The organism is Limihaloglobus sulfuriphilus (assembly GCF_001999965.1).
GTDB classification, from domain to species: domain Bacteria; phylum Planctomycetota; class Phycisphaerae; order Sedimentisphaerales; family Sedimentisphaeraceae; genus Limihaloglobus; species Limihaloglobus sulfuriphilus.
The window spans coordinates 2103897-2127994 of the sequence record NZ_CP019646.1 but is presented as its reverse complement, the minus strand read 5'-3'; the positions used below and the strand labels follow the sequence as shown (position 1 = coordinate 2127994).

Annotated in this window: 20 protein-coding genes, 2 tRNA genes and 2 rRNA genes; 21 read left to right on the top strand and 3 right to left on the bottom strand. The window is 47.6% G+C overall.

Annotation, left to right across the window (positions count from 1 at the left end; all coding sequences use genetic code 11):
- The first annotated feature begins 322 nt into the window (after positions 1-322).
- The 16 genes from SMSP2_RS08060 (at position 323) to SMSP2_RS07985 (ending at position 15570) form a co-directional block, all read left to right on the top strand.
- Positions 323-697: a hypothetical protein gene (locus SMSP2_RS08060; protein WP_146683460.1), complete on the top strand. Its 375-nt coding sequence runs from the start codon at positions 323-325 to the stop codon at positions 695-697.
- Entirely contained in the window at positions 694-2004 is a 1311-nt protein-coding gene (locus SMSP2_RS08055) for a B12-binding domain-containing radical SAM protein (RefSeq protein WP_146683459.1), read from the top strand. Before SMSP2_RS08060 ends, SMSP2_RS08055 begins: the two co-directional genes overlap by 4 nt.
- Position 2005: 1 nt before the next feature.
- Positions 2006-2392, top strand: coding sequence for a hypothetical protein (locus tag SMSP2_RS08050; protein WP_146683458.1), 387 nt, complete (start codon positions 2006-2008; stop codon positions 2390-2392).
- A 92-nt stretch (positions 2393-2484) separates the two neighbouring features.
- Positions 2485-3210 carry a cation:proton antiporter regulatory subunit gene (locus SMSP2_RS08045; protein WP_146683457.1) on the top strand — a complete coding sequence of 242 codons (726 nt, stop codon included), beginning with the start codon at positions 2485-2487 and terminating at the stop codon, positions 3208-3210.
- Between the two features lie 113 nt (positions 3211-3323).
- On the top strand, positions 3324-4016 hold the full coding sequence (locus tag SMSP2_RS08040) for a phosphatidylserine decarboxylase (RefSeq protein WP_146683456.1): 693 nt from the start codon (positions 3324-3326) through the stop codon (positions 4014-4016).
- Positions 4013-4969, top strand: a complete 957-nt coding sequence (locus SMSP2_RS08035) for a CDP-alcohol phosphatidyltransferase family protein (protein WP_146683455.1) — start codon at positions 4013-4015, stop codon at positions 4967-4969. Before SMSP2_RS08040 ends, SMSP2_RS08035 begins: the two co-directional genes overlap by 4 nt.
- Before the next feature lie 4 nt (positions 4970-4973).
- Positions 4974-5693 carry a 1-(5-phosphoribosyl)-5-[(5-phosphoribosylamino)methylideneamino]imidazole-4-carboxamide isomerase gene (gene hisA / locus SMSP2_RS08030; RefSeq protein WP_146683454.1) on the top strand — a complete coding sequence of 240 codons (720 nt, stop codon included), beginning with the start codon at positions 4974-4976 and terminating at the stop codon, positions 5691-5693.
- A 37-nt stretch (positions 5694-5730) separates the two neighbouring features.
- Positions 5731-6957, top strand: a complete 1227-nt coding sequence (gene rsgA / locus SMSP2_RS08025) for a ribosome small subunit-dependent GTPase A (protein ID WP_146683453.1) — start codon at positions 5731-5733, stop codon at positions 6955-6957.
- Positions 6954-8096: a radical SAM family heme chaperone HemW gene (gene hemW / locus SMSP2_RS08020; RefSeq protein WP_186804645.1), complete on the top strand. Its 1143-nt coding sequence runs from the start codon at positions 6954-6956 to the stop codon at positions 8094-8096. The genes rsgA and hemW overlap by 4 nt, the downstream gene beginning before the upstream one ends.
- Positions 8097-8178: 82 nt before the next feature.
- Positions 8179-9216 carry a DUF1573 domain-containing protein gene (locus SMSP2_RS08015; RefSeq protein ID WP_146683451.1) on the top strand — a complete coding sequence of 346 codons (1038 nt, stop codon included), beginning with the start codon at positions 8179-8181 and terminating at the stop codon, positions 9214-9216.
- Positions 9217-9348: 132 nt separating this feature from the next.
- Positions 9349-10242 (top strand): site-specific tyrosine recombinase XerD, encoded by an 894-nt coding sequence (xerD, locus tag SMSP2_RS08010; protein ID WP_146683450.1) that lies wholly within the window; start codon positions 9349-9351, stop codon positions 10240-10242.
- A gap of 344 nt (positions 10243-10586) precedes the next feature.
- A tRNA-Ile gene (locus tag SMSP2_RS08005) sits at positions 10587-10660 on the top strand.
- A gap of 70 nt (positions 10661-10730) precedes the next feature.
- A tRNA-Ala gene (locus tag SMSP2_RS08000) sits at positions 10731-10803 on the top strand.
- Positions 10804-11241: 438 nt separating this feature from the next.
- A 23S ribosomal RNA gene (locus tag SMSP2_RS07995) occupies positions 11242-14408 on the top strand.
- A 308-nt stretch (positions 14409-14716) separates the two neighbouring features.
- Positions 14717-14823 (top strand): 5S ribosomal RNA (gene rrf, locus SMSP2_RS07990).
- Between the two features lie 201 nt (positions 14824-15024).
- Positions 15025-15570, top strand: coding sequence for a hypothetical protein (locus tag SMSP2_RS07985; RefSeq protein ID WP_146683449.1), 546 nt, complete (start codon positions 15025-15027; stop codon positions 15568-15570).
- A gap of 64 nt (positions 15571-15634) precedes the next feature.
- Here the strand turns inward: SMSP2_RS07985 and SMSP2_RS07980 are convergent, their stop codons facing one another.
- Complete coding sequence (locus SMSP2_RS07980) at positions 15635-17494, bottom strand: YgiQ family radical SAM protein (RefSeq protein WP_186804644.1); 1860 nt, start codon at positions 17492-17494, stop codon at positions 15635-15637.
- 140 nt (positions 17495-17634) lie between these two features.
- On the opposite strand from SMSP2_RS07980, the gene SMSP2_RS07975 reads away from it, so the two are divergent.
- From SMSP2_RS07975 to SMSP2_RS07960, 4 genes are all read left to right on the top strand, one after another.
- Positions 17635-17814 carry an addiction module protein gene (locus tag SMSP2_RS07975; RefSeq protein ID WP_186804643.1) on the top strand — a complete coding sequence of 60 codons (180 nt, stop codon included), beginning with the start codon at positions 17635-17637 and terminating at the stop codon, positions 17812-17814.
- Complete coding sequence (locus SMSP2_RS07970; RefSeq protein WP_222566304.1) at positions 17811-18131, top strand: hypothetical protein; 321 nt, start codon at positions 17811-17813, stop codon at positions 18129-18131. The genes SMSP2_RS07975 and SMSP2_RS07970 overlap by 4 nt, the downstream gene beginning before the upstream one ends.
- Positions 18132-18278: 147 nt before the next feature.
- Positions 18279-19481, top strand: a complete 1203-nt coding sequence (gene tyrS / locus SMSP2_RS07965) for a tyrosine--tRNA ligase (protein ID WP_146683446.1) — start codon at positions 18279-18281, stop codon at positions 19479-19481.
- A 79-nt stretch (positions 19482-19560) separates the two neighbouring features.
- The gene (locus SMSP2_RS07960) at positions 19561-20154 is read left to right on the top strand and encodes a DUF502 domain-containing protein (RefSeq protein WP_146683445.1); all 594 of its coding nucleotides are present in this window, start codon (positions 19561-19563) and stop codon (positions 20152-20154) included.
- Between the two features lie 196 nt (positions 20155-20350).
- Here the strand turns inward: SMSP2_RS07960 and SMSP2_RS07955 are convergent, their stop codons facing one another.
- Positions 20351-21394, bottom strand: a complete 1044-nt coding sequence (locus tag SMSP2_RS07955; protein WP_146683444.1) for a uroporphyrinogen decarboxylase family protein — start codon at positions 21392-21394, stop codon at positions 20351-20353.
- Positions 21395-21618: 224 nt separating this feature from the next.
- On the opposite strand from SMSP2_RS07955, the gene SMSP2_RS07950 reads away from it, so the two are divergent.
- The gene (locus SMSP2_RS07950) at positions 21619-22491 is read left to right on the top strand and encodes an AraC family transcriptional regulator (RefSeq protein ID WP_186804642.1); all 873 of its coding nucleotides are present in this window, start codon (positions 21619-21621) and stop codon (positions 22489-22491) included.
- Between the two features lie 916 nt (positions 22492-23407).
- Here SMSP2_RS07950 and SMSP2_RS07945 read toward each other — a convergent pair.
- The gene (locus SMSP2_RS07945) at positions 23408-24097 is read right to left on the bottom strand and encodes an ABC transporter ATP-binding protein (RefSeq protein ID WP_146683442.1); all 690 of its coding nucleotides are present in this window, start codon (positions 24095-24097) and stop codon (positions 23408-23410) included.
- Between the last annotated feature and the right edge of the window lies 1 nt (position 24098).

Here is a 24098-nt window from a genome sequence, read left to right as displayed (position 1 = left end):
AAGCATTTTAAATTTATTGGCGGGGAATGTAAAGTTTTTAAAGGCAAAAAAATTTCATTAACCCGGTTCGAAAAGAGCCTTAAAAGACGACACGAGCTGGTTTTGGTGTGTAATGTCTTTATTTTTCGTTATTTAGGTGTTTCTCGACAAAACTCATAGGGTTTGCGGGTTCCGCATAAAATCCTTTGGCTATTTTGTTTGTTTCCGGCTCATTTGTTGATATACTGAAATTTTAAGGTATGATTATGACATAAAGACGGGCTGCTTTCGTCAAGCAGTAAACTTGAAATGAAAGGTTGTCTTTTCGAAAAGTGAGCAAAACATGATAAATCTTTACACTGCCTGGATAAGTATGCTGCTTGGCTCTGTTGCGGGGGCGGTTACCGGAATGTTTTTTTATAACAAAGACTTTCTCGGAGGCTACTCTTCGTGGCGGAGACGGATGATTCGCCTGGGTCATATAGCATTTTTCGGGATTGGTCTGATTAACCTTGCTTTCGCTTTGAGCTTACAGGCGCTGGGGATAGCACAAACACCCGCCGCGGCTTCTTATCTTCTTATTCTCGCTGCCGTAACTATGCCCTTAACATGCTATCTCTCGGCAATTAAACCATATTTCAGAAATTTCTTTTTTATCCCGGCCCTTTCAACAATTCTGGCGATAATACTTTTTGTATGGAGAATGTACGAACGATGAAAATAGCACTGATAGCAATGAGCGGCATTAGATGCTGCGACGCTGAGCTGCTCGAGCTGGGCCTGACACTGCCGGGTTTTGTCGAACGAAGCAAAACGATCGCATCTCTGCCAAGCCTTGGCCTGCTGACACTGGCGGGAATGACACCTGCCGGGCACCAGGTTGATTATATCGAAATGCCCGACCTGGCAAATATGAACAATCTTGACACGGACTACGACCTGGTCGGCATATCAAGTTACAGCGCTCAGATAAACGAGGCTTATGAGCTGGCTCTTCATTTCAAGAAGGCCTCTGTTCCGGTTGTTATCGGCGGCCCCCATGTAACGGCTTTGCCCGATGAGGCGCTTGAATTTTGCGACAGTGCGGCTGTTGGACAGGGAGAAAGTGTCTGGCCGGAGATTCTCAATGACTGCCGGAGAGGAGTACTTCGCCCCGTTTACGGCTCTGTTGAGCGGGATTACGACCTTGCGTGCTCGCCAATGCCGAAATTTGAGCTTCTTGATATTTCTAAATACAACCGCTTAACGGTTCAAACCAGCCGCGGCTGTCCCCACAAATGCGATTTCTGCGCAAGCTCGGTTATGCTTACCGGCAAATACAATCAGAAACCCCCGCAAAAGGTGCTCGCTGAAATCGACCGCATAAAACAAATATGGCAAAAGCCTTTTATTGAATTTGCCGACGACAACACTTTTGTCAACAAGCAGTACTGGAAGCCGCTGCTCAAAGACCTTAAACATCGCCGCATAAAATGGTTTGCCGAGAGTGATTTATCCGTAAGCGAAGACACTGAAATGCTTGACCTGATGAGAGAAAGCGGCTGCGCTCAGATTTTGATAGGGCTTGAAAGCCCAACGATTGAGCCTTTAGACGGGATAGATCTGAACAGCAACTGGAAATATAAATATTTCGATAAATACGCAGAAGCAATTCACAAAATTCAAAGCCATGGGATCACAGTGAACGGTTGTTTCATACTGGGTATGGAGAGGCAGGGGCCGGAAATATTTGATAAGGTCTTCGAATTTGTCAAAGCGGCAGGGCTCTACGAAGTGCAGATAACTATAATGACGCCTTTCCCCGGAACAGAGCTTTACCGTAAACTCGACGCAGAAAACCGGTTAATTGAAAAACAAAACTGGGAAAAATGTACACTGTTTGATCTCAATTTTATTCCATCGCATATGAGCGTAGATCAGCTTGAAACCGGATTTAAAAAACTTGCCGAGAAAATATATTCCAAGTATTTTACAAACTGGCGGCGGGAGCAATTTAAGAAACAGTTCCGCCGCGGAGGAGATTGATATGAAACAATACACACTGATACGTTTTATCTTCGGTATTGCCGCAATCTACGACGGCATTTTAGGTGCGGTTTTTCTGGTGTCTCCGCTCTGGATTTTTGACCGCTTCGATGTTACACCGCCAAACCATACAGGGTATGTGCAGTTTCCCGCCTTGCTTCTGATAATTTTTGCCGTAATGTTTGCCAGTATCGCCTTAAACCCCAACGCAAACAAAAATTTGATTCTTTACGGTATTCTTCTCAAGCTGTCTTATTGCGGTGTAGTATTTGGCTACTGGTTCACGGCCGGTGTGCCTGTTATCTGGAAACCTTTCGCAATATTCGACCTGTTGTTTATGGTTATCTTCATATTCGCATGGTCAGAGCTGAAACATTCAAAGAAATAAAATCTTTTGAAGACATGGCTTGACATAGTAATTATTAAAGGATATTTATAACGTTTTCTTATCCTGGAAACCTGATTTCGGAGACATTTTAAATGAGCATCATTTTGTTCTTAATCGTTCTTGTAGCTTCATTTGTGATTGTAACTATTGGAGCGGTTGCTTTTCAAATAACTGGTTTGAACTTTTCACTGGCAAAATTTCAGGCCCTCTCATGCTTCAGCGGCACCGGTTTTACCACACGCGAATCAGAGCTTATAACCTCTCACCCGCAGCGCCGCCGAATTGCATCAGTGCTGATAGTTCTGGGTAATGCCGGTCTGGTAACCATGATCGCCTCTGTAGCCAGTGCCCTTAACGCTCAGGAAGCCATCTGGGCGACAATTATTTCTGAATCGTGGCTGCCGCTGACAATTCCACCTGCGGCAATACCCTGGATAAACGCCTCGTTTTTGATATTAATATTTTATTTTGTGTACCGTCTTTTCACTAACGTTAAGTTTTTAAACAAGTTAACAGCCGTTTTGCGTAAGAGAATTGTTAAACGCAATATGTTTAACCCTGTCAGCATCGAAGAGCTCGTTGTTATAACCGGCGGATATGGAGTTGCCCGGTTTGAAGTAACCGAAAAGAGCCGCATTCTAAACAAATCACTTGCCGATTCGGACCTGAGGAAAAACGATATAACGGTGCTGGCGATAATAAGACAGGACAAAACAATACCTAACCCCAGTGCAGGAACAACTTTACTGCTCGGAGACGAGCTGGTTTCGTTCGGCAATTTAGAAAACATCAGAAATGAAACAAGTGAATTTACTTAACACGGCATCACTAATCCCCCGCGACAAAGTTATGCCCACAAATAATGCCGCACGTGACATTTGCCGCGGCAATATATTGATATTTATCTCAAGAGTTGTATAATATAGTTTATATGAGATTACCGATAACAAAATATGGATTGCCGCAGGTTGCTGTTTATCCAGTCATTAACCTCTTGTTGATGCTGGTGTTACTGCTGGTTTTGCGCAAAAATGTGCCTGCCTGGGCGATTGTAAGCATAGAAGTGATGTTGTTTGCCGTTCTGGTGTGGCAATTTTCTTTCTTTCGGGATCCGCACAGGGTTGTTCCCGAGGGAGAGGGGTTTCTTATATCGCCTGCTGACGGTGTGGTAAGTGATGTGGGCATCGTTGATGATGCCGAGCATATAGACGGTCCGGCGGTGAGAATCGGTATATTTTTGAGCGTTTTTAATGTTCATATTAACCGTATGCCGGCAGATGTCCGTATAGACGGCAAAAAGTACCGTAAGGGACGCTACATTAACGCCATGAAAGCCGAGTCCTCCAAGGTCAACGAGTCTAATGATGTTTATATGACTATGACCGGCGGTCCCGGTGCCAGGCTGGTTGTCCGGCAGATAAGCGGGGCAATAGCCAGACGTATCGTATGCGCCGCCAATGAAGGTGATGTGTATCAGATCGGTCAGAAATTCGGCATGATCAAATACGGTTCGCGGACAGAGTTGTACTTTCCCGTTAATATGGGGATTGAACCCTGTGTAAAACCAGGCGATAAAGTCTCTGCCGGCCTTACCAAAGTAGCAGAATACGAGAGGAGCAAATGAGGAAGGATTTTGAAGAAACTGTAATCGAAGAGGTTGAGCTGGAAAACCATAAAAAGAAAAAACTCCGCCGCCTCAAATACATCTCTGTTCTCCCGGCGCTTGTGACTCTTCTTAACGGCGGTTTGGGGTTCGCCTCAATATGTCTCTCCAGCAGGGGCGTGCTCGAGGGTGAAACAAGTTTTGCGCTGCATGGTATTCAGTTTACAAACTTCGGGCTTGCCGGGGTTTTGATTTTTCTTGCGATGATTGCTGATATGCTCGATGGACATCTGGCCCGTCTGAGTCATTCCACGTCAAGTTTTGGCGGCCAGCTCGACAGCCTTTGCGATTGTCTCAGCTTTGGCGCAGCTCCGGCTTTTCTGATCTGGGCTGTTATGCAGCATAAGATTGATACGCTTGTTAATCCCGGCTCTCTGGCAAGGGGGCCAATGGTTCGTTTTATCTGGCTCTCCGCCGCGGTATATGTTATCTGCACGATTGTCAGACTGGCGAGGTTTAACGTTGAAAATGAAGAAGAAAGCAGCTCACACTCGAGTTTTACGGGGATACCCTCGCCTGCCGCGGCCGGTGTGCTCGCTGCCGTAATAGTTTTCTTCCAGGATATCTATCTAAGTCACGGGCCGCAGTCTTTCTTGTATCAGTTTGTTGAATATTTCATTGTCTATACCATACCGTTTATAACAATAGGTCTTGGCCTGCTGATGATCAGCCGTATAGAATACCCTCATCTCATAAACCATTACCTTCGCGGCAGAAAACCTTTTGAGTACCTGCTTATAGCCGCGGGATGCATAGGGCTGATAATCTGGTCGCTGTCGATAGCGCTGCTGCTTTCGTTCTCTGCTTTTGCGCTGAGCGGAGTGTCTAAGGCTGTCGGCAGAAAAATAAAAAGAAAACCGGCTCATTGCCCGGCTCAAGATTCTGATAAGCAAACAGAGAATTTACAGGACTGAATACATGGATATACTTCCGGCTATAGATCTAATTGACGGTAAATGTGTGCGTCTGATACAGGGTGAATATGACAAGAAAATTGTCTATGGAGATGATCCTGTAGATCAGGCCCGGGAATTCATTGATTTTGGAAGCCGGTGGCTGCATGTGATAGATCTTGACGGTGCCAAGAGCGGCCGCAGCGAAAACATAGAAACTATTCGCAGGATAACAGCTCTGGGCGGGCTCAAAGTCGAGGTAGGCGGCGGTGTCCGTGACCAGGACACGATCTCGATGCTCCTGGATGCAGGGGTTGAACGGTTGATTGTAGGTACAAGGGCGGTAACCGATTATGAATGGTTTGGGCGTATGTGCGAGAAGTTTCCCAAAAGACTCGCCGCGGGTCTCGATGCCCGGGGGCGCAGTCTTGCAACAGAAGGCTGGCTTGGAGAATCTGAAGAGACTGTGATAGAATATGCCTTAAAGGCCGAGAAACTGCCCATCGCGGCAATCATATATACTGATATAACCAGGGATGGGATGCTTAGCGGCCCAAACGTGGAACGCACCGGCGAGTTAGCCGCCGCGGTCAAAGTTCCGGTTATTGCCGCCGGCGGTGTCAGCAGTATTGACGATATCAGAAATTTAGACAAGGCAGGCGTCAGCGGCGCGATAATAGGCAGGGCGTATTATGAGGGTAAGATTGATATAAGAGAGGCCCTCAAATCAGAGAGCGGTATTTGAACTTGTTGAGCAGGGCAAACGCGGCAGGGGAACAGGTTTGAAAAAATCAAAGCGGAAATATTTTCAACAGCAGCTTTCAAAACTTACGGCCGGCCAGAAGCGTCTTCTGTACAAGCGGGCCGCGAATATCAGAAAGGCCGCCCAGGTTAACGCCAAAAATAAACGCAGAGCCGGCAGAAAAGAATTCAAAAGCATGCGCAGCTATGATGATACGCTCAATTTTCAGAAACCGGACAGGCTTGATGCAGTGACAATTGACGACTGGGCATTAAAGGTCATAGAGGAAGAAGGGATAAACTCTCTTATAGAGGCAGATTCTCAGCTTACAGACCAGCATGAATATACAGACAGCCGAAAGGGGATTGTTGTTTTTGTGGAGGCCGGAGGCTGCGAGGTACAGAGCGAAAGAGAGAATTTCTTCTGCCTTATCGGGCCTGAAATCTCCATGAACCAGAAGAGCGAGATTGCCGTAGGTGATTGCGTTGAGTTTGCTTTCGCACGTGACGGTACAGCGGTGGTTCAGTCTGTTATGCCCCGTAAAAGCAGGCTCTCCAGACCTGACCCGCTCAAGCCGGGGATAGAACGGGTTATCGCCGCAAATGTTGATGTTGCGGTTGTTGTCGCGTCAATAAAACGTCCGGAGATTCGGCCGAGCCTCATTGACCGCTATATCATCGCCTCTGAAAGGGGCGGCGTAAAGCCGGTTATCTGTGTAAACAAGATAGACCTTATAGACAAGAAAGGCCGCGGCGGCGAGCTCTCCGTTCTTGAGCCGTACAGGCAGCTTGGGATGGAGATCGTAGAGACATCCGCAGATGAAAGGGTCGGGATTGATGAACTCAAGTCGCTTCTTGCAGATAAAATGTGTGTGTTTGTCGGCCACAGCGGAACCGGAAAGACCTCGCTTCTGAATTGCATTCTGCCCGATATTAAGGCCCGCGTCGGAAGTGTGCATGATACAACGGGGCTGGGCAGGCACACAACTACCAATTCGTGCCTTTATACTGCCGAATGCGGAATATCGGTGATAGATACGCCGGGGATACGGGAGTTTGGAATCTGGAAGATTGAACCGGAAGATTTAAAATGGTTTTTTGAAGAATTTAACGAATACGCAGAACAGTGCAGATTCTCAAATTGCAGCCATACCCACGAACCTGGCTGCCGCGTTAAAGAGGCACTTGAAGAAGGCCGAATAACCCGCCAGAGATACGAGAGTTACTTGAGAATACTTGAAAGTATTCAGGAAGAGGGCGGATATTGAAAGACTTATCGCTATATATACATATTCCGTTTTGCAGGTCAAAGTGCATGTATTGCGGGTTTTACTCTGTGCCCGTAAGCCAGATGGACGGCGAAGAATTCGCATTGCTTCAAAAACGCTACATTAGTGCGGTTCTCAAAGAGCTGGATCAGTATAATTTAAAAAACGGCTCTGTAAGGACTGTGTACATCGGCGGCGGCTCGCCCAGTATCCTGGGTATAGATACCGTTTCTGTCCTTCTTGATGGGATTGCCGGACGTCTGGGGGAGGTGAGTGAATTTACCTTCGAGGCCAACCCCGGCCAGATCGATGCGGAATACTGCTCTGTTTTGCTCAATCATGGCGTAAACAGGCTAAGTATCGGTGTGCAGTCGTTTAATGATAAAGAGCTCAGGTATCTGGGCAGGCCTTATCCGCCGCAGACAGCGTTAGAGGCTCTTGCGGCCGCACGTGAATCTGGTTTTTCCAACGTAAGTATAGATTTGATATTTGCTATTCCGCAAACCTGCAAAGAAGACTGGCAAGCCGGCATTGAAAAGGCGATTGCAGCCGGGGTAGAGCATATATCAGCCTACAGTCTCAGTTATGACCGCGGCAGCAGACTGTATGACAGGCTCAAAAAAGGCGAAATTACAGTAATTGATGAAGAAACTGACCGCTGGATGTATGAATTTGCGATCGATAGGCTTCAAGAAGCCGGCTACAGGCAGTACGAGATTTCCAATTTTGCCAAAACCGGTTTTGAGTGCGAACATAATATCGTTTATTGGAAGAATACCGGCTATATCGGTATTGGGGCGGGTGCGGCGTCTTTTTATAATGGAGCACGTTACCATAACCCCGACAATATTGAACGCTATCTAAAGCGAATCGAGTCGGGCGGCTCGGGGGCCTCTACTTTCAGGGCTGTTTCAGGCTCTGATTTTGCTTCTGAGACGGCGGTTTTGAATCTGAGGCTGAGACGCGGCGTTGTCCTTGAAGAGTATAAGTCGCTAACTGGCATGGATTTCCGTGATTTGTATTCAGGCCGGATTGATATGCACATGAAAAATGGAAATATTGAGCAGACTCATGCCGGATATCGCTTAACACGTGAAGCTCTGGCTGTGGCTGACAATATTTTATGTGATTTTTGTTGAACAAAACATGTTGTTTGTATATAAATAGTTATGACAAACAAATATTCAGGTATTATTTTTTTCTAAATATCAGGAGATATAAATGTTTTCAAAGGTTAAACTTGCCATATTATTAACATCATCGGTTTTCTGCTGTTTATCCGTTCTGGCCCAGGAAGCCGCGGCAACAAAATCCGTCTCCGGTTCTCCGGTTCTGGTTGTGACTAATTCTACCGTGGATCTTGGCGACGTTGCTCCCAAATCAAAGCATAGGTTCGCGTACCAGTTTAAGAATACCGGTGATGCAGAGCTTGTAATCGACCATATTCAATCTACCTGCGGCTGTACGGTACCCGCCCTGAAAAAGAAAAACATAGCTCCGGGCGAAGCGGGAGAGATAGATGTGACTTTCACCGCGGCAACACGTGCCGGCTTAATGACAAAACATCTTTATATCTACAGCAATGATCCGGCAAATCCAAAGTATTCACTGGAAATTAAGGCAAACACTGTTTTTAAAGTCAAAGTTATGCCGGAAAAATTGCAGCTCTCACTCGCAGAGAAAAACGCCGGGGCACCCGACTTAAAACTGCAGAGCCTCGATGGTAAAGAGTTTTCTGTAAAGAGTTACAGATGTACCGGCAATGCAATAGAGCTTAACTATGACCCGAACAAAACAGCAAAGGAATTTACCTTTAAACTTAAAGCCGACTCTGACAGGCTTGCAAACAACCTCAATGGTGCAATCACGCTTGACTTGAGCCATCCGGAGTGCAAGAGTGTGCTGGTAAGTTACAGCACAACGCCAAAGTACGTCGTAAGCCCGTCGAGAGTGGTCTTCCTTAATGCCGTCGGCGGTGCCCTGCAGAAGCGTTCTGTGTGGATTAAGAGCAGCTCTGAGAAGAAAATGAAAATTAAGTCTATTACCGACGCAAACGGTACTGTCAGTCTGCTGGATTCAAACGGTGAGCCGGTAGAGGCCGCTGAGCTTGAGACAGATACCGGAATGCTTAGGTTCAACATAGTAATAACCGCTCCCGATAAAGATAAAGAAGAGCTTTATTTTAAGGATGATTTAAGGATAGAGCTCGAAAACGGCGAGGTTCTAAATATAGACATCGCAGGCTGGTACAAGAAATAAGTACCGCCTTAAATTTAACAAGGCATCTTACCGGGCTCAAAGGGGAGCGGCAAACGTTTTCTTTTGGGTTTTAAGAGTTTGAATGTGACTATTCAGATACAAAATTTGTACCAACGGCTCAGGCTCTTTCCGATGGGAGATCAGATTTGCGAGTATCTCGATTATCTCTCTCTTGAGGCGGGTTTGAGTGTAAATACCATACTTGCTTACGGCAGGGATCTTTGTGATTTTGCGGGTTTTTGCGGCGGCAGCGGAATAGAATCCATCGCATCAGTCAATTCAAGTATCATTATCAGCTATCAGCATGAGCTTGCGCTATCGGGTAAAATTGAGTCCAGCGTCCGCAGGTCTCTTGTGGCGGTTAAGATGTTTCTGCAGTTCGCCCTGGCAAACGGCATTAGCAGTCAGAGCGTTACAGAGCTGCTCGAATCGCCTAAGCTATGGCAGAAGCTGCCCCAGGTTTACAACACTGATGCCGTAAAGAGACTGCTGGATGCACCTGAGCCGCAGAGCGACAGATTTTATCTGCGGGACAAGGCAATTCTTGAGACACTCTACGCTACGGGAATGAGAGCAAGTGAAACGGTTTCCCTTAGAGTCAATGATGTCAATCTTAAGATAGGTTATCTGCGATGTATCGGCAAGGGAAACAAGGAGAGGCTTGTGCCGGTAGGCGTGCCCGCAATTAAGGCAATCACAGAGTATATAAAAAAGCAGCGGGCCCAGCTTTTAAATGATGAAAAACCTTGTGAAGAGCTTTTCCTGACGCACAGCGGCAGGCCGCTGGAACGAACGTTTCTGTGGCGTATGGTGAAGAAGTACGCATCCCGTGCAGGCCTTGGCCCGAGGCTGACGACCCATTCACTGAGGCACAGTTTCGCTACACATCTTTTGAGCGGCGGCGCAGATCTGAGGAGCGTTCAGGAGCTGCTTGGCCATGCCGACATATCCACGACACAGATATACACACATGTCGATAGTGACAGGCTGAAAAAGATACATAAAGAATTCCATCCCAGAGCATGATTTTCTGATTCTGCAAAAGATTATTTTATCGGCCGTGAAAACTCTATCTCAGCAAAATGTTCTGTAAAGCTATTAGTGGCATAAGAATACGTCATCAATTCCCATGGCCGGTGAACCTCTGCTCTCCTTTGGAATGCATAAAAAAACGGTTAAATTACTTTTTTTTCAAAATTTCTCAATACGGCCCTTGACGTATATTAAAAAACGGTTATATTTTCTCGTCTCACTTGAGTTAGCTCGGGTGGGTTATACGCCTTTAGAGGCGGTTCTTTGATAAGCGAATAAGCGACAGGACTTGAGAGCCTGCTTTTCCTTTAATCGGGTTTAGAGGGCTTTAGAAGATTGGGCTCGTAGCTCAGCCGGCTAGAGCGTTCGCCTGATAAGCGAGAGGTCGGAGGTTCGAGTCCTCCCGGGCCCACTGGCAGAAATCTTAAAAAGATTTCTGCATTTGAGATTTCAAATTTGAGATTTGAGATCTGTTTGGTCTCGGGGCTGTAGCTCAGTTGGGAGAGCGCCTGGTTTGCATCCAGGAGGTCGTCGGTTCGACTCCGTCCAGCTCCATTGCCGCAGATAAAACCTGTGGATCTGGTATTTCAGATATGAGATATCAGATAAAGATCTTTTAAAATTTAATACAGTTGACACAAAAGTAAAGAATTCTAACAATTAGCGCGATAACGATTTAACCGAATCGAAAATCAGAGCAATAAGGATATTTATTTTTAGAATTTAGAATAGGGAATTTAGAATTAAGAATATTTAATTCTGACATTTTAGATCCTTTATCTAAGTTCAACTCATTATAAGACTGGCATTCATTAGAATGTTATCTTTAGTAGAGCGGAACACATCCGATAAATGAGTGAAGAACTAATAACTATTAACTAATAGTTTGAGATAGTTTTCAGCTTATATTTTTTCAAGTATGAGCGAAGCGAATTCAACAACTATAAGTTATTAACTATAAGTTATTAGTTTAGAACAGTAATTGATTGATGTGGTCAAGTTACTAAGGGTACATGGGGGATGTCTAGGTATCGAGAGGCGACGAAGGACGTGGAAGGCTGCGATAAGCCCGGGGCAAGAGCCAAACATCTGTTAATCCCGGGATTTCCGAATGGGGTAACCTGTCAGGCCGGCGCAAGCTGTGCCTTTCGTCAACGGCTGAATTCATAGGCCGTTGAAGCTAACGCAGAGAATTGAAACATCTTAGTACCTGCAGGAAAGAAAATCAACCGAGACTCCGTCAGTAGCGGCGAGCGAAAGCGGACAAGCCCAAACCGGCGTGCTTGCATGCCGGGGTTGCGGGCACCAATACTAGAGTTACAAAGAAGCATATTATAGGAACGATCTGGAAAGTTCGACCATAGATGGTGAAAGTCCCGTACTTTACAATATAGCTTTCTCTTTTGGTGTACCAGAGTAGCACGAGACTCGTGGAACCTCGTGTGAAGCTGGGGGGCCCACCCTCCAAGGCTAAGTACTCCTCGATAACCGATAGTGCAAAGTAGCGTAAGCGAACGATGAAAAGCACCCCTTTTAGGGGAGTTAAAAGTACCTGAAACCATGTACCTACAAGCAGTCGGAGCCCTATTTAATATGGGTGACGGCGTGCCTTTCGCATAATGAGCCGGCGAGTTAACGTCTGTTGCAAGGTTAAGCACTTCCGGTGCGCAGCCGCAGGGAAACCGAGTCTTAATAGGGCGTATTAGTAGCAGGTGTTAGACGCGAAACCAGGTGATCTACCCATGGCCAGGTGGAAGGGGATGTAAAAATCCCTGGACGACCGAACCCACTAACGTTGAAAAGTTAGGGGATGAGCTGTGGGGAGGAGTAAAAGTCTAATCAAACCTGGAGATATCTCGTTCTCTCCGAAATAGTTCTAGGACTAGCCTCAGTTTATACCTTACAGGGGTAGAGCTACTGATTGGGACTGGGGGGCCACCAGCCTACCCACCCCTACCAAACTCCGAATACTGTAAGGCTTATTCTGGGAGTCAGACTATGTGCAATAACGTGTGTGGTCAAGAGGGGAACAACCCAGATCGCCAGCTAAGGTCCCGAATCATTGCTAAGTTACTAAGGAAGTCAGATTGCCCAGACAATCAGGATGTTGGCTTAGAAGCAGCCACCATTTAAAAAGTGCGTAATAGCTTACTGATCGAGCAATTTGGTGCCGATAATGAACGGGAATCAAGCAATGAACCGAAGCTGCGGATTTGATATTTATATCAAGTGGTAGGAGAGCGTAATAATCAGCGTCGAAGCGGTACCGCAAGGAGCCGTGGAGCGGTTATTAGTGATTATGCCGGCATGAGTAACGATAAAACAGGTGAGAATCCTGTTCGCCGAAAACCTAAGGTTTCCTGGGGAAGGTAGATCCGCCCAGGGTTAGTCGGCCCCTTAGTCGAGGCTGAAAGGCGTAGACGATGGGCAGCAGGTTAATATTCCTGCACTATGTAGATGGACGAAAGCAGTGACGCATTTTTTAAGGCAATCCCGTGATTAGTCGAGCGGGTTTCGCAAGATCGAGGCCGTATATGATGCCGAAGTTGCCGGCAAAGGTGCCGAGAAACAGCTGCTGTAGATTGAAATCTGCATAACCGTACTAAAACTGACACAGGTAGGTGAGGAGAATATCCTAAGGCGCTCGAGAGAACCGTTGTTAAGGAACTCGGCAAATTGACCCCGTAAGTTCGCGATAAGGGGGCCCTCCTCCGCAAGGAGAGGGGACAGAAAAGTGGCACTGGCGACTGTTTACCAAAAACACAGTTCTCTGCTAACACGTACAGTGGATGTATAGAGAATGACGCCTGCTCGGTGCCGGAAGGTTAAGGAAGGCGGTTATCCGTCACTTGATTTATACGGAGATACACAATGTATTATGTATATGTACTTTATGAAGAAAACACAGAGAAATGCTACATCGGTTACAGCAGTGACTTGAAAACAAGAGTCTCAAGTCATAAGTCTGGCAGTGGTTGTAAAACCACCAGAAATGGTAACTGGCATTTAGTTTATTATGAAGCATATATGAGCGAATCAGATGCGAGAAAACGTGAGAAACGTTTGAAGAGCGGCAATGCCCGCAGACATTTGATGAATAGAATACAGAAAAGTTTAATGTGTAAATCAAGTGACGGAGAAGCTGACGACTGAAGCCCCGGTAAACGGCGGCCGTAACTATGACGGTCCTAAGGTAGCGAAGTTCCTTGTCGGGTAAGTTCCGACCTGCATGAACGGCGTAACGACTGGTGCACTGTCTCAACAACGGACTCGGTGAAATTGTAGATGTGGTGAAGATACCACATACCCGCGGCAAGACGGAAAGACCCCGTGAACCTTTACTGCAGTCAGGTATTGGTACCTGGTATATCATGCGTAGGATAGGTGGGAGGCTTTGAAGCGGTTCTTCTGGGAATCGTGGAGCCATCGTTGAAATACCACCCTTGGTGTATTAGTTATCTAACTCTGAGCCTTGAATCAGGACAGAGGACCGTGCTTGATGGGCAGTTTGACTGGGGCGGTCTCCTCCCAAAGAGTAACGGAGGAGTACAAAGGTACACTCAGCATGGTTGGCAATCATGCGTAGAGCATAAAGGTAGAAGTGTGCTTAACTGCGAGAGCTATAACTCGAGCAGATGCGAAAGCAGGTCTTAGTGATCCGGTGGTCCCGTGTGGAAGGGCCATCGCTCATCAGATAAAAGGTACTCCGGGGATAACAGGCTTATCGCCCCCGAGCGTTCATAGCGGCGGGGCGGTTTGGCACCTCGATGTCGGCTCATCACATCCTGGGGCTGTAGGCGGTCCCAAGGGTTCGGCTGTTCGCCGATTAAAGTGGTACGCGAGCTGGGTTCAGACCGGCGTGAGCCAGGTCGGTCCCTATCTGCCGTGGGCGTTGGAATCTTGTGGAGATGTTTCCCTAGTACGAGAGGATTGGGAAGCACTGACCTCTGGTGTACCAGTTGTGCTGCTAAGTGCATGCTGGGTAGCTAAGTCGGGAAAGGATAACCGCTGAAAGCATCTAAGCGGGAAGCCCACTCCGAGATGAGGATTCCATGATTAATATCTGAAGGACCCTGGAAGACTACCAGGTTGATAGGCCGGATGTGTAAGTGCAGAAATGTATTAAGCTAACCGGTACTAACGTCCAATAACTTGACCGCATCAATCAATTATTGATTATAAACTAATAGTGAATAGTGAAAAACTAATAGTGAAGGATTCAGCCTTGGGCTGATACTTTTTACAAGTACCAGCGAAGCGAATTCGACAACTATTAGTTAATAGTTATTCACTTATATTTATTAGTTTAACAAATATTCTTATTGAATTTGATTACAGCGTATTGATAGATTCTTTACGTGTCAACTGTAGTAACTTTATATACAATACGGTTTAAGTGAACAACTAATAACTATTAGTTATTCACTATTAGTTATTAGTTTAACCAAACCGTTTAGTAAATGAACTTGCCGGTGACCATACTGTTGGGGAAACGCCTGATCCCATTCCGAACTCAGAAGCTAAGCCCAACCGGCCGATGATAGTCCCTTGGGCGAAAGTAGGTTATCGCCGGCATTATGAAGCCCTTCTGGTTAAAACCAGGAGGGCTTCTTCTATTTTATAGTATAGGGGTGGAGATGAATTTTAAGTGATAGAGCGTATTATTCCGCCGCAGAAGTCCCCGCTGCACAACCAACTGGAACGAGCTGTCGCCGGCACACTGATTCTTGTAGATTTGACCCTTGACTTTCAATTGACAAGATTTAAATTTAATCTATGCAGAATAAAAGTTTAACGTATTTGTGGGTGATTTGTGGTATTGCACTGTTTGTGATTGTGGCTGTTGTTACATGTATTGTGATATACCGGCACATGGACAGGAAGTATCAGGAGGCTATGGATCCGATACGCATGAAACACGCTGAGCAGATTACGAATATTGTTCTTGAGTATGCAGTTAAAACCGATTCACTTCCCTTTGAGTCAGAGTCCATTGAAAGACCCTTTATGGTCTTGATAGGCCACAGTCCTGAGATGGAGAATGTATTTGCCAACGATAAAGTGTTGGCGAGGAATGCTAAGTTTGCAAACTCTCATGTCCTTGAAAAAGAACTGAGCCGTGTACTTGGGCGTGAGATCAAGCTTCCAAGAGACCCGCAAAAGGTACCCACCTATGCACCAAATGTTTATGTGTATTATATAGCAGAGGGGCAATTGACCGTAGCTGTTCATCTTTACGCTCCTTCAGACCACTCCTTTGAGTACAATTGGAGAGGCGGCACCTTTTACCGTCACACTTTAACCTATGGGCGGAGTGATTAGTGATAAATACATGATAATAATCTGCGATAATCGGCGGAATCTGCGGATATAACTGCCTGTTAAATTACCTGCGTCTGGGGCGGGGGATTTTTTTTAGCAGGTCGTGGCGGCGTTTGCGTTTTAGGAACGCGGCTACCTCGCCGGCGTTCTCCGGCATGAAATACTGGATAAGCGATGCCTGGAGTTTTTTGTCTTTTCTGCCGCGAGCCACGAATATACGCTTCATCTCTGGCGAAAGGCCCGAGACGAACATAGCGGTTGACATTGCCAGCGGGCCGGGCGTGAAATCCTGCACCTGACGGAGGCGAAGGTTGTTTTTTATCAGATATTCCGCCAGCTCGAGAGCTTCATCTTCTCCGCAGCCCGGGTGTGAGCTGATAAAATACGGCACGAGGTACTGTTTCTTGCCGGCGGCGGCAGAGCTTTTGGCGAAGGCCTGTTCAAATTTCCTATGCGTGCCGAAGCCGGGCTTGCCCATGAGGTTGAGCACGCGGCGGCTTGTATGTTCCGGCGCTACCTTTAGATGTCCGCTGACAAACTCCTTTGCCACGAGGTCTATATATTCCGGGCAGAGGTTCGCCAGGTCGCTGCGAATGCCGGAAGATACGAATACATGCGACTTCTTCTTCTGCCGGCGTTTCCAGTCCGCCAGTTTTTGCAGCAGCGATATCAGCGGCTTATGGTCGGTGTTCAGGTCGGGGCAGATATTGGGGAATATACAGCTTGGCCGCCGGCAGATGCTCTTGCGTGTGCAGCCCATGCGGTACATGTTGGCGCTGGGGCCGCCGACATCCTGGATGGTGCCCTTGAAATCCGGGTGCACCGTGAATGACTCCGCTTCGGCGAGTATTGATTCCTGCGAGCGTGATGATATTTCTTTGCCCTGGTGAAAGAAAATCGAGCAGAACGAACAGCCGCCGAAACAGCCGCGGTGCGAGAGTATCGAGAACTTCACCGGCTCCAATGCCGGTATGCCGCCGAGTGCATCATATTTTGGGTGCCAGCGGCGTGTGAACGGCAGCTCGTACAAGGCGTCCATTTCCGCGGTGGTGAGCGGCCGCATCGGCGGGTTGACCTGTATCCAGCCGGGATTCTGTTCCTGCACAACGGGTTTTCCGCCGGGCAGGGCGTGTTTCTGGTACTCAAGCTGCGCTGTCATCACCAGCTCGCTGTTTTCGGTCTGCTCTTGCAGAGAGGGCAGCAGGACTGGCAAAGTTTCCTTTCCTTCCTTCTGAGACGCAGGCATTGCGTTTTTTTGAATTGGCGGGGAATCTGTTGTGGCGCAGAGAGACGCAAGCATTGCGTCTCTACCGGGATCGTTCGATTTAAGCAGCGGGAAAGCGGTGCCGGCGATGTCGGTCATATCAGATATGGATTCGCCGCTGTCAAGACGGCGGGCGATCTGGGCGATTGCCAGCTCACCCATGCCGAAGACCAGCATATCCGCCTTGGCGTCGGTAAGCGATGAGCGTTTCATGCGGTCTTCGATATAGTCATAATGCACCAGCCTGCGAAGCGATGCCTCGAGTCCACCGAGTATAATCGGCACGTCCGCAAATGCCTCCCGGGCGCGGGCGGCATAGCTTAGCAGGGGTTTGTCCGGCCGGATTCCGGTTTTGCCGCCGGGCGAATAGACATCCTTTTTGCGGCGGTGCCCCATCGAGGCGTAGTTATTCAGCCGCGAGTCAACCGCACCCGAGGTAATCCCCCAGAACAGCCGCGGCCGGCCCAGCGAGCGGAAATCGTCGGCACTACGCCAGTCGGGCTGGTCAAGTATCGCCACGCTGAAACCCAGGCTCTCCAGGTACCGCCCGATAAGAGCCGCACCGAATGATGGGTGGTCAACATATGCATCCGCCGTCACGAGGATAATGTCGGGATTCCGCCGCCCGTGCTTTTTCAGCTCCGGCCGCGTTGTAGGCAAAAATGCCTTTATACCAAATTTTAACGGTTTAAAACTCATGAACTAATGATATTTCAAAGAGCCGCGTTTTTCAAAGAAATACTTGAATACGGCATAAATTTGACTACAATATATATATGGGCATTACTGAAATACAAAATATGACTAAAGCCGAGAAACTTGAAGCAATGGAACTATTATGGGATGCGATTTCTCATGATTCGACGCCGGTGCAATCACCCAGTTGGCATAAGGGCGTTTTAGATAAAAGGAGAGAGAAGATAGTTTCAAATCAGGCTCACTTCATTACTCTTGAAAAGCTAAAAGAACGTCTGCGTTGATCAGAATTAAACAAATCATAGTTCTTGCGGAGGCGGTTACGGATATTGAGGCGGCAAAGGTCTTTTATGAAAATCAAGGATGTGATTTAGGGGCATATTTTGTTGACAGTATATTGTCAGATATTGATTCTTTAGTAATTACTGCAGGGGTTCATGAGAGGCATTTTGGATTCTACAGGACGCTTTCTAAGCATTTCCCTTTTGCTGTATATTACGATATTGCAGATGAGATTGCAATTGTTGTAGCAGTTCTGGATATGAGAATACAACCCGGCACCATTCAAAAAAGGATAAATAACAGGGATAGACGAGTTTAACCGTATTCCCGCTTTTTTCATCTCAATCCCTGCTTGCATATCCCGGCGGCGGGTTTATAATAGCGAATCTGAAATTTCAAATCTGATATTTTAGATTTATTATTTTACTGTTTTTGGATCGTCTCATTTATTATTGAAGGTTTAACAATGGACACAGCAGAGAGTTTGAAGCTGCTTAAACGCGGCACTGTAGAGGTTTACAGCGAAGATGAACTTGGCGAGAGGCTCGAAGAAGCCGCCAAACGCGGCATACAGCTCCGCGTTAAGCTGGGCATGGACCCGACCGCGCCGGATATTCACCTGGGCCATACCGTGGTTCTGCGTAAGCTCCGCCAGTTTCAGGATATGGGGCACAAGGCGATCCTGATTATCGGCGATTATACCGCCCGTATCGGCGATCCTACCGGCCAGAACTCAACGCGGCCTGTGCTCTCGGGCGAGGATATCGAGGCCAACGCCCAGACGTACTTCGAGCAGGCCGGCAGGATTCTCGACACCAGTGAGGACAAACTTGAGGTGCGGCCAAACAGTGAGTGGCTCAAAAATCTTGACCTGGTGGCGGTTATCAAGCTGTGCAGCTCCATGACCGTCGCGCGGATGCTCGAGCGGGATACGTTTGACCTGCGGTACAAAAAGGGCGATCCGATCAGCATACACGAGTTTCTCTACCCGCTGATGCAGGGCTACGATTCGGTCTGCATAGAGGCCGATGTCGAGCTGGGCGGCACAGACCAGACGTTCAACAACCTCGTCGGCCGCGACCTGCAGAAACAGCACGGCCAGAAACCCCAGATTGTCATGACCATGCCGATACTCGTCGGGCTTGACGGCGTGGAGAAGATGAGCAAGAGCAAGGGCAACTACATCGGCGTTACCGATTCGCCCGGCGATATGTTCGGCAAGGTGATGAGCATATCCGATGAGATGATGGAGAATTACTTCACGCTGCTGACCGATGTGCCCGAGGATAAGATAAAAGAGCTCGTCAATCCGGCAAAATCTCACCCCCGCGACTCGAAAATCGCCCTGGCAAAGGAGATCATCAAGACCTACCACGGCGCCGACGCCGCTGACGCCGCCGCGGATGAGTTCGACAAGGTGTTCTCACAGAAACAGCTTCCAAGCGATATGGACGAGGTCAAAATCCCCGCCGAGGATATCATGCTGAGCAAACTGATAACCGAATGCGGATTCGCGGCCTCCGGCGGAGAGGCAAAACGCCTGGCAAAACAGGGCGGCGTAACAATCGACGGCGAAAAGAAAACCAACCCCGCAGAGATGATTACCCCCGCCGAGGGCATGATACTGAAAGTCGGCAAACTAAAATACGCAAAGATCAGCTTAAACTAAATTTCGACAGGCATTTTCTAAGGTAAGATAAAGAATCACCAAAGGTTGTTCGGGACTTAGTTATTCAAAAGGAATTGAAATGATAAGAAAAATCAGCAAACTATTTTTTCAGGGGCTGATGGCTGTTTTGCCGATAATAGTCACGGCCTACATCCTTTACTGGCTGGCCTCGACGGCTGAATCTGTTCTGGGCAGCATGATAAAACTGGTATTGCCCTCTGAGTACTACATTCCCGGCATGGGCGTCGCTGCGGGTGTTGGGGTAGTGTTTGCCGCCGGCGCACTGCTTCGGCTCTGGCTGTTCAGGCGGCTCTTTCGCTGGGGTGAGAGGCTTCTGCAGCGGCTGCCTCTTATAAAATCGATCTATGGGGCGATAAGCAGCCTGATGGATTTCCTTGATTCATCCAAGAAAAAGGATTTCAATAGAGTTGTCCTGGTGAATTTCCACAAGGAAGTAAAAATGATAGGCCTTGTCACCCGTGAGGATTTCGAGGGCCTGCCATGCGAGCTGGGCATGGATGACAAGGTTGCCGTTCTGCTTCCGTGGAGTTATCAGATGGGCGGAATAACCATAGTGGTTTCCCGCTCAAGACTGGAGCCTCTTGAAATGGATGTGAACGTAGCTCTAAAGTTTATGTTGACCGGTGGTGTTAATACCTCAAAACAGCAGTGAGACGGTAAGATATTTGTTGACAGCAGCACAGAATATTTTGCATCAGCACCAAAGGTGCGAAATATCTTAGCATGGGGCATCGCCCTATGTTTATATGTGGACACCGGTTGCCGCGGGCTAAGTTAGCAAGCCCTTCATGCCTGGAAATATGGCGCGAACTGCAATGAACGGGTTGCCAGGGTGTCGGCCTTATGTGCTATCTGCCGCGGCGCTGGGCGTGGATTTTGTCCCACTCATCGTAGATAATGCAGGCGTTAGGGCCGTATGAACCGGGGCTAAGCTCAAACTGGGCGATTATTCCGCCCGCCGGGTCATAAAGTGTGTCTGCTACCTTGCGTACCGCGGCGCGGACGTTTGCCTCGTTTGTATCCGGCAATACATGCTGGCGGTCAATCTCGCCCCAGAATGTAATCTTGCCCTTTGCGATCTTCGCCAGCTCATCCATATCCATGCAGAACAGCTGTGAGTTGACCGCACTAACGCCGATCTCGATCAGGTGTGGATATATCGCGGTTATATGTCCGTCACTGTGCATAAAGATAAACTTGTTGTTTGCCTTTGCCAGGTCGCAGTAATCCTTGTAGAGCGGCTTGAACATCTCGGCCCACAGCGGAGGCGGAATCAGCAGAGAATTCTGCGAGCCCCAGTCGTCCATGAATGTCAGCGCGTCAACGTCCGTTCCCGCCCAGAACTCCAGCAGTTTCATGTCAAAATCGTGCATCTTCTCCAGCAGCTTCTTTGACTGCTCCGGCGAGCTCATTATATCCATCATAGCATCAACCGTGCCGCGAAGGAACTGCATACGCTCCCATGGCCGGGGACACGCCGCGGCGAATACGAACTTGTCCGTCTCGGCGCAGAATCTGTTTACCTCGTCTCTGGCCTTGTGCAAATCATCGGGCATTATGTCCCATGGAACGTGCATCGTGGAGAGATCGTTGATGTCTGTAACGACCGGCTCCTTGACCTCGCCTATGATGCCCTCATGGATGTTCTCGAATTTGCAGCCCCATTCGTCGATATATGTCCCTACCTTGAAGGGGTCTCCCTTGGACACGGGCGAGTCATTATATATGTTTGGGGGATACACAAAGTCATCGGGGTATTTCTCCTTAACCTCTGCCAGTGCCTGAGGATGGTGCTTTTCTGCCCAGGGCAGATACCACAGATGCCTGGGCAGACGCTCAGGGTAGTTAAATGTAAGTGCGTTTTTTACTATTTCACGGGGCGTTTGTGCCATAACTAACTCCAGAAATTTAGTTTTATCTGCCGCGGCATAAACGTTTTCTGGTCTTGTTTGCAGTCCCAGGTATGCTGGGAGTTTTGAGAAAATTCGTGAATTTTCTCTACAATACTGCATTAGCCAGACTATCTTCTGCCGCCAAAAAAATACTACTAAAACATTATACAGCATTTGAAAATGTTTTGCGTTTAATTTCGTTTTGCAGTACAATTTTAAACATAATGAGTATTTATGATATAATAGGAACGCGGCGGCGGGTTCTGCTTAATCTTGCGGATTACGGCCTTCCTGAAGTGCCTCTTCTGGGGGTTAATATCCAGAGCTCAGCCACGAATGAGCTCGAACAGCACGTGCATAGGGGCTGTCTTGAGCTGGTGTATATGATACGCGGCAGGCAGGTGTTTACCGTCGGCGGCAGGGAGTATCACGTCAGCGGGAACCAGATTTTCCTGACCCAGCCCGATGTCCCCCACGGCAGCGGCAGCTACATCATGCAGCGGAGCCTTTTTTACTGGCTGCACGTGTATCTCCCGCCAACGCCGCAAAGCATACTCTCGCTAACAAACAGGGAGTCTCTTCTCCTGGCTGATGCCCTTGGCGGCATTGGCAGCTGCATGTTCAACGGCGATAAGAAGATAGAGGTTTTGTTTGAAGAGCTGTTTAAGATCGCCTTCTCACCCGGGGCTGATTTGCAGAGGCTCTCAATGTCGAGCCGGCTTACCGAGCTTCTGCTCAGGGTGGTGGAGTGCAGCCGGCGGGAGGATTCTGTTACTGTAACGGCAGAGCTGCAAAGGGTGCTTGATTTGCTCGAGGCAAACCCCGACAGATATTTCAGTGTTGATGAGCTTGCCGCGGCGGCGGGACTCTCAGCCTCACGCTTCAAGGCGAAATTCAAACGCCGTGTCGGCATACCGCCGGCGGAATACCAGCTCCGCAAAAAGATCGACAACGCATCACAGCTTCTCAGCCGGACATCAAAATCCGTTACGGATATCGCCTACTCGCTGGGCTTTTCATCGAGTCAGTATTTCGCTACGGTCTTTAAACGCTACACAATGAAAACCCCCATCCAGTACAGACGCGATTCACGCTGAAGCCTTTACTTAATAAGTTTATGTTTATACCTCAGCCGCGGTTTTAACCTGTTACCCGAGAAATACATCTTGCGGATTTCTGTAAATCTGCTATAATAGTAATGATAGAAAATAAAGCTCTCTGACATACTCATATTTTTCGCGGCAAACAATTCCACTTCGATTGTGAAGGGGTGCCAGGCGCAGCCTGACGGGGTAGTTTATTTAATCAGGAATTAAGTGGACATGATTTACACGATTAACAAGATTTGAATAAACCAGGGTTTAATCCTGTCCAATATATTAAATAATCTGCGGATATATAATAATAAACCATGAAGCAAGTGAAGAGCATGAAGAAATAAATATTATTAACTTCATTAGCTTCAATGCCTTCATGGTAAAAATTAAAAACCATAAAGAACAAAGCGGAGGAAAGATTCCAAGTGGATGTTCAATTACGAGGGTTGAATTAAAAGGGTTGAGACTCTTTGTTTTTGTAAGCTATTACAAATGAATACTTTATGGTTCCTGTTTAAATGTGTTGAAACCTGATTCATTTATGATAAGAGGGCAAACGGAACGGGGTGAAGTCTCTTTTTAATAATGTTGCGACATAGGCCCTTTTAATTTTTTTGTTTATGTTTGCCCGTCAGCCTCGGTTTGAATTTATTATCTGAGAAATACATCTTGCGGATTGCGGTAAATCTTGTATAATACGAATGATATAAAATAAAGCTCTTTGACAGACTCATGTATCTGCGCCGGGTGTAGAGACGCAATGCTTGCGTCTCTTTCGTGTCATGTCATGTTCCGGCGATAATATGGGTATCGACGTTTTGAGACGCATGCAATGCGTCTCTACAGTGTTGTCGCGGGAACTAAGGGCTAAGCAGTAAAGGCTTCAGGGGATGGATGCTCTGCTCATATTGTCAATTCACGCTGAAGCCTTTTCTTTTTTGTCGATTTTGCCGTCCCGCAGGTAGATAGTCCGCGGCGTCTGGAGACCGAGGCTGCTATCGTGCGTTGCCAGGATTATTGTCAAACCGTCTTCGACGTTGAGCTGTTTGAAAACATTTACAATCTCCTGTGACGTCTCCGAGTCAAGATGCCCGGTCGGCTCGTCTGCCAGCAGAAATTCGGGATTGGCGGCGAGTGAACGGGCTATGGCGACACGCTGATTTTCTCCGCCGGACATCTGCTTTGGTAGATGGTTAATACGCTTTCCAAGCCCGACACGCTCAAGGAGCTTTACCGTCTCGGACGTATCGCGGTTTATGCCGGCAAAGTAGAGAGTAAGCTGTATATTCTCAAGTGCCGTAAGACTCGGGATCAGCGAGAAGTCCTGGAAAATAAATCCAATCTTTCCTCTGCGTATCTCGACAAGTTTTTTTTCCGGCAGATTTGATACGTCGCGGCCGAGTATCTCGAGCCTGCCGGAGCTCACACTGTCCAGGCAGCCTATCATATCCAGCATCGTCGTCTTACCCGAGCCGGAGGGGCCCATAAGGGAGACAAATTCACCTTTTTTTATCTCGATATCCACGTTGTCAACCGCTCTGATTTCTTCTGCGAAGAGTTTATATGTTTTGGAGAGTTTTTCTGCTTTTACAATTGTGTCTGTCATT

What these genes read in the sequence shown, in the direction of transcription:
- SMSP2_RS08060 (WP_146683460.1), top strand. Translation starts at nt 323, where the DNA reads ATGATAAATCTTTACACTGCCTGGATAAGTATGCTGCTTGGCTCTGTT.
- SMSP2_RS08055 (WP_146683459.1), top strand. Translation starts at nt 694, where the DNA reads ATGAAAATAGCACTGATAGCAATGAGCGGCATTAGATGCTGCGACGCT.
- SMSP2_RS08050 (WP_146683458.1), top strand. Translation starts at nt 2,006, where the DNA reads ATGAAACAATACACACTGATACGTTTTATCTTCGGTATTGCCGCAATC.
- SMSP2_RS08045 (WP_146683457.1), top strand. Translation starts at nt 2,485, where the DNA reads ATGAGCATCATTTTGTTCTTAATCGTTCTTGTAGCTTCATTTGTGATT.
- SMSP2_RS08040 (WP_146683456.1), top strand. Translation starts at nt 3,324, where the DNA reads ATGAGATTACCGATAACAAAATATGGATTGCCGCAGGTTGCTGTTTAT.
- SMSP2_RS08035 (WP_146683455.1), top strand. Translation starts at nt 4,013, where the DNA reads ATGAGGAAGGATTTTGAAGAAACTGTAATCGAAGAGGTTGAGCTGGAA.
- hisA (WP_146683454.1), top strand. Translation starts at nt 4,974, where the DNA reads ATGGATATACTTCCGGCTATAGATCTAATTGACGGTAAATGTGTGCGT.
- SMSP2_RS08015 (WP_146683451.1), top strand. Translation starts at nt 8,179, where the DNA reads ATGTTTTCAAAGGTTAAACTTGCCATATTATTAACATCATCGGTTTTC.
- xerD (WP_146683450.1), top strand. Translation starts at nt 9,349, where the DNA reads ATGGGAGATCAGATTTGCGAGTATCTCGATTATCTCTCTCTTGAGGCG.
- SMSP2_RS07985 (WP_146683449.1), top strand. Translation starts at nt 15,025, where the DNA reads ATGCAGAATAAAAGTTTAACGTATTTGTGGGTGATTTGTGGTATTGCA.
- SMSP2_RS07975 (WP_186804643.1), top strand. Translation starts at nt 17,635, where the DNA reads ATGACTAAAGCCGAGAAACTTGAAGCAATGGAACTATTATGGGATGCG.
- tyrS (WP_146683446.1), top strand. Translation starts at nt 18,279, where the DNA reads ATGGACACAGCAGAGAGTTTGAAGCTGCTTAAACGCGGCACTGTAGAG.
- SMSP2_RS07960 (WP_146683445.1), top strand. Translation starts at nt 19,561, where the DNA reads ATGATAAGAAAAATCAGCAAACTATTTTTTCAGGGGCTGATGGCTGTT.
- SMSP2_RS07955 (WP_146683444.1), bottom strand. Translation starts at nt 21,394, where the DNA reads ATGGCACAAACGCCCCGTGAAATAGTAAAAAACGCACTTACATTTAAC.
- SMSP2_RS07950 (WP_186804642.1), top strand. Translation starts at nt 21,619, where the DNA reads ATGAGTATTTATGATATAATAGGAACGCGGCGGCGGGTTCTGCTTAAT.
- SMSP2_RS07945 (WP_146683442.1), bottom strand. Translation starts at nt 24,097, where the DNA reads ATGACAGACACAATTGTAAAAGCAGAAAAACTCTCCAAAACATATAAA.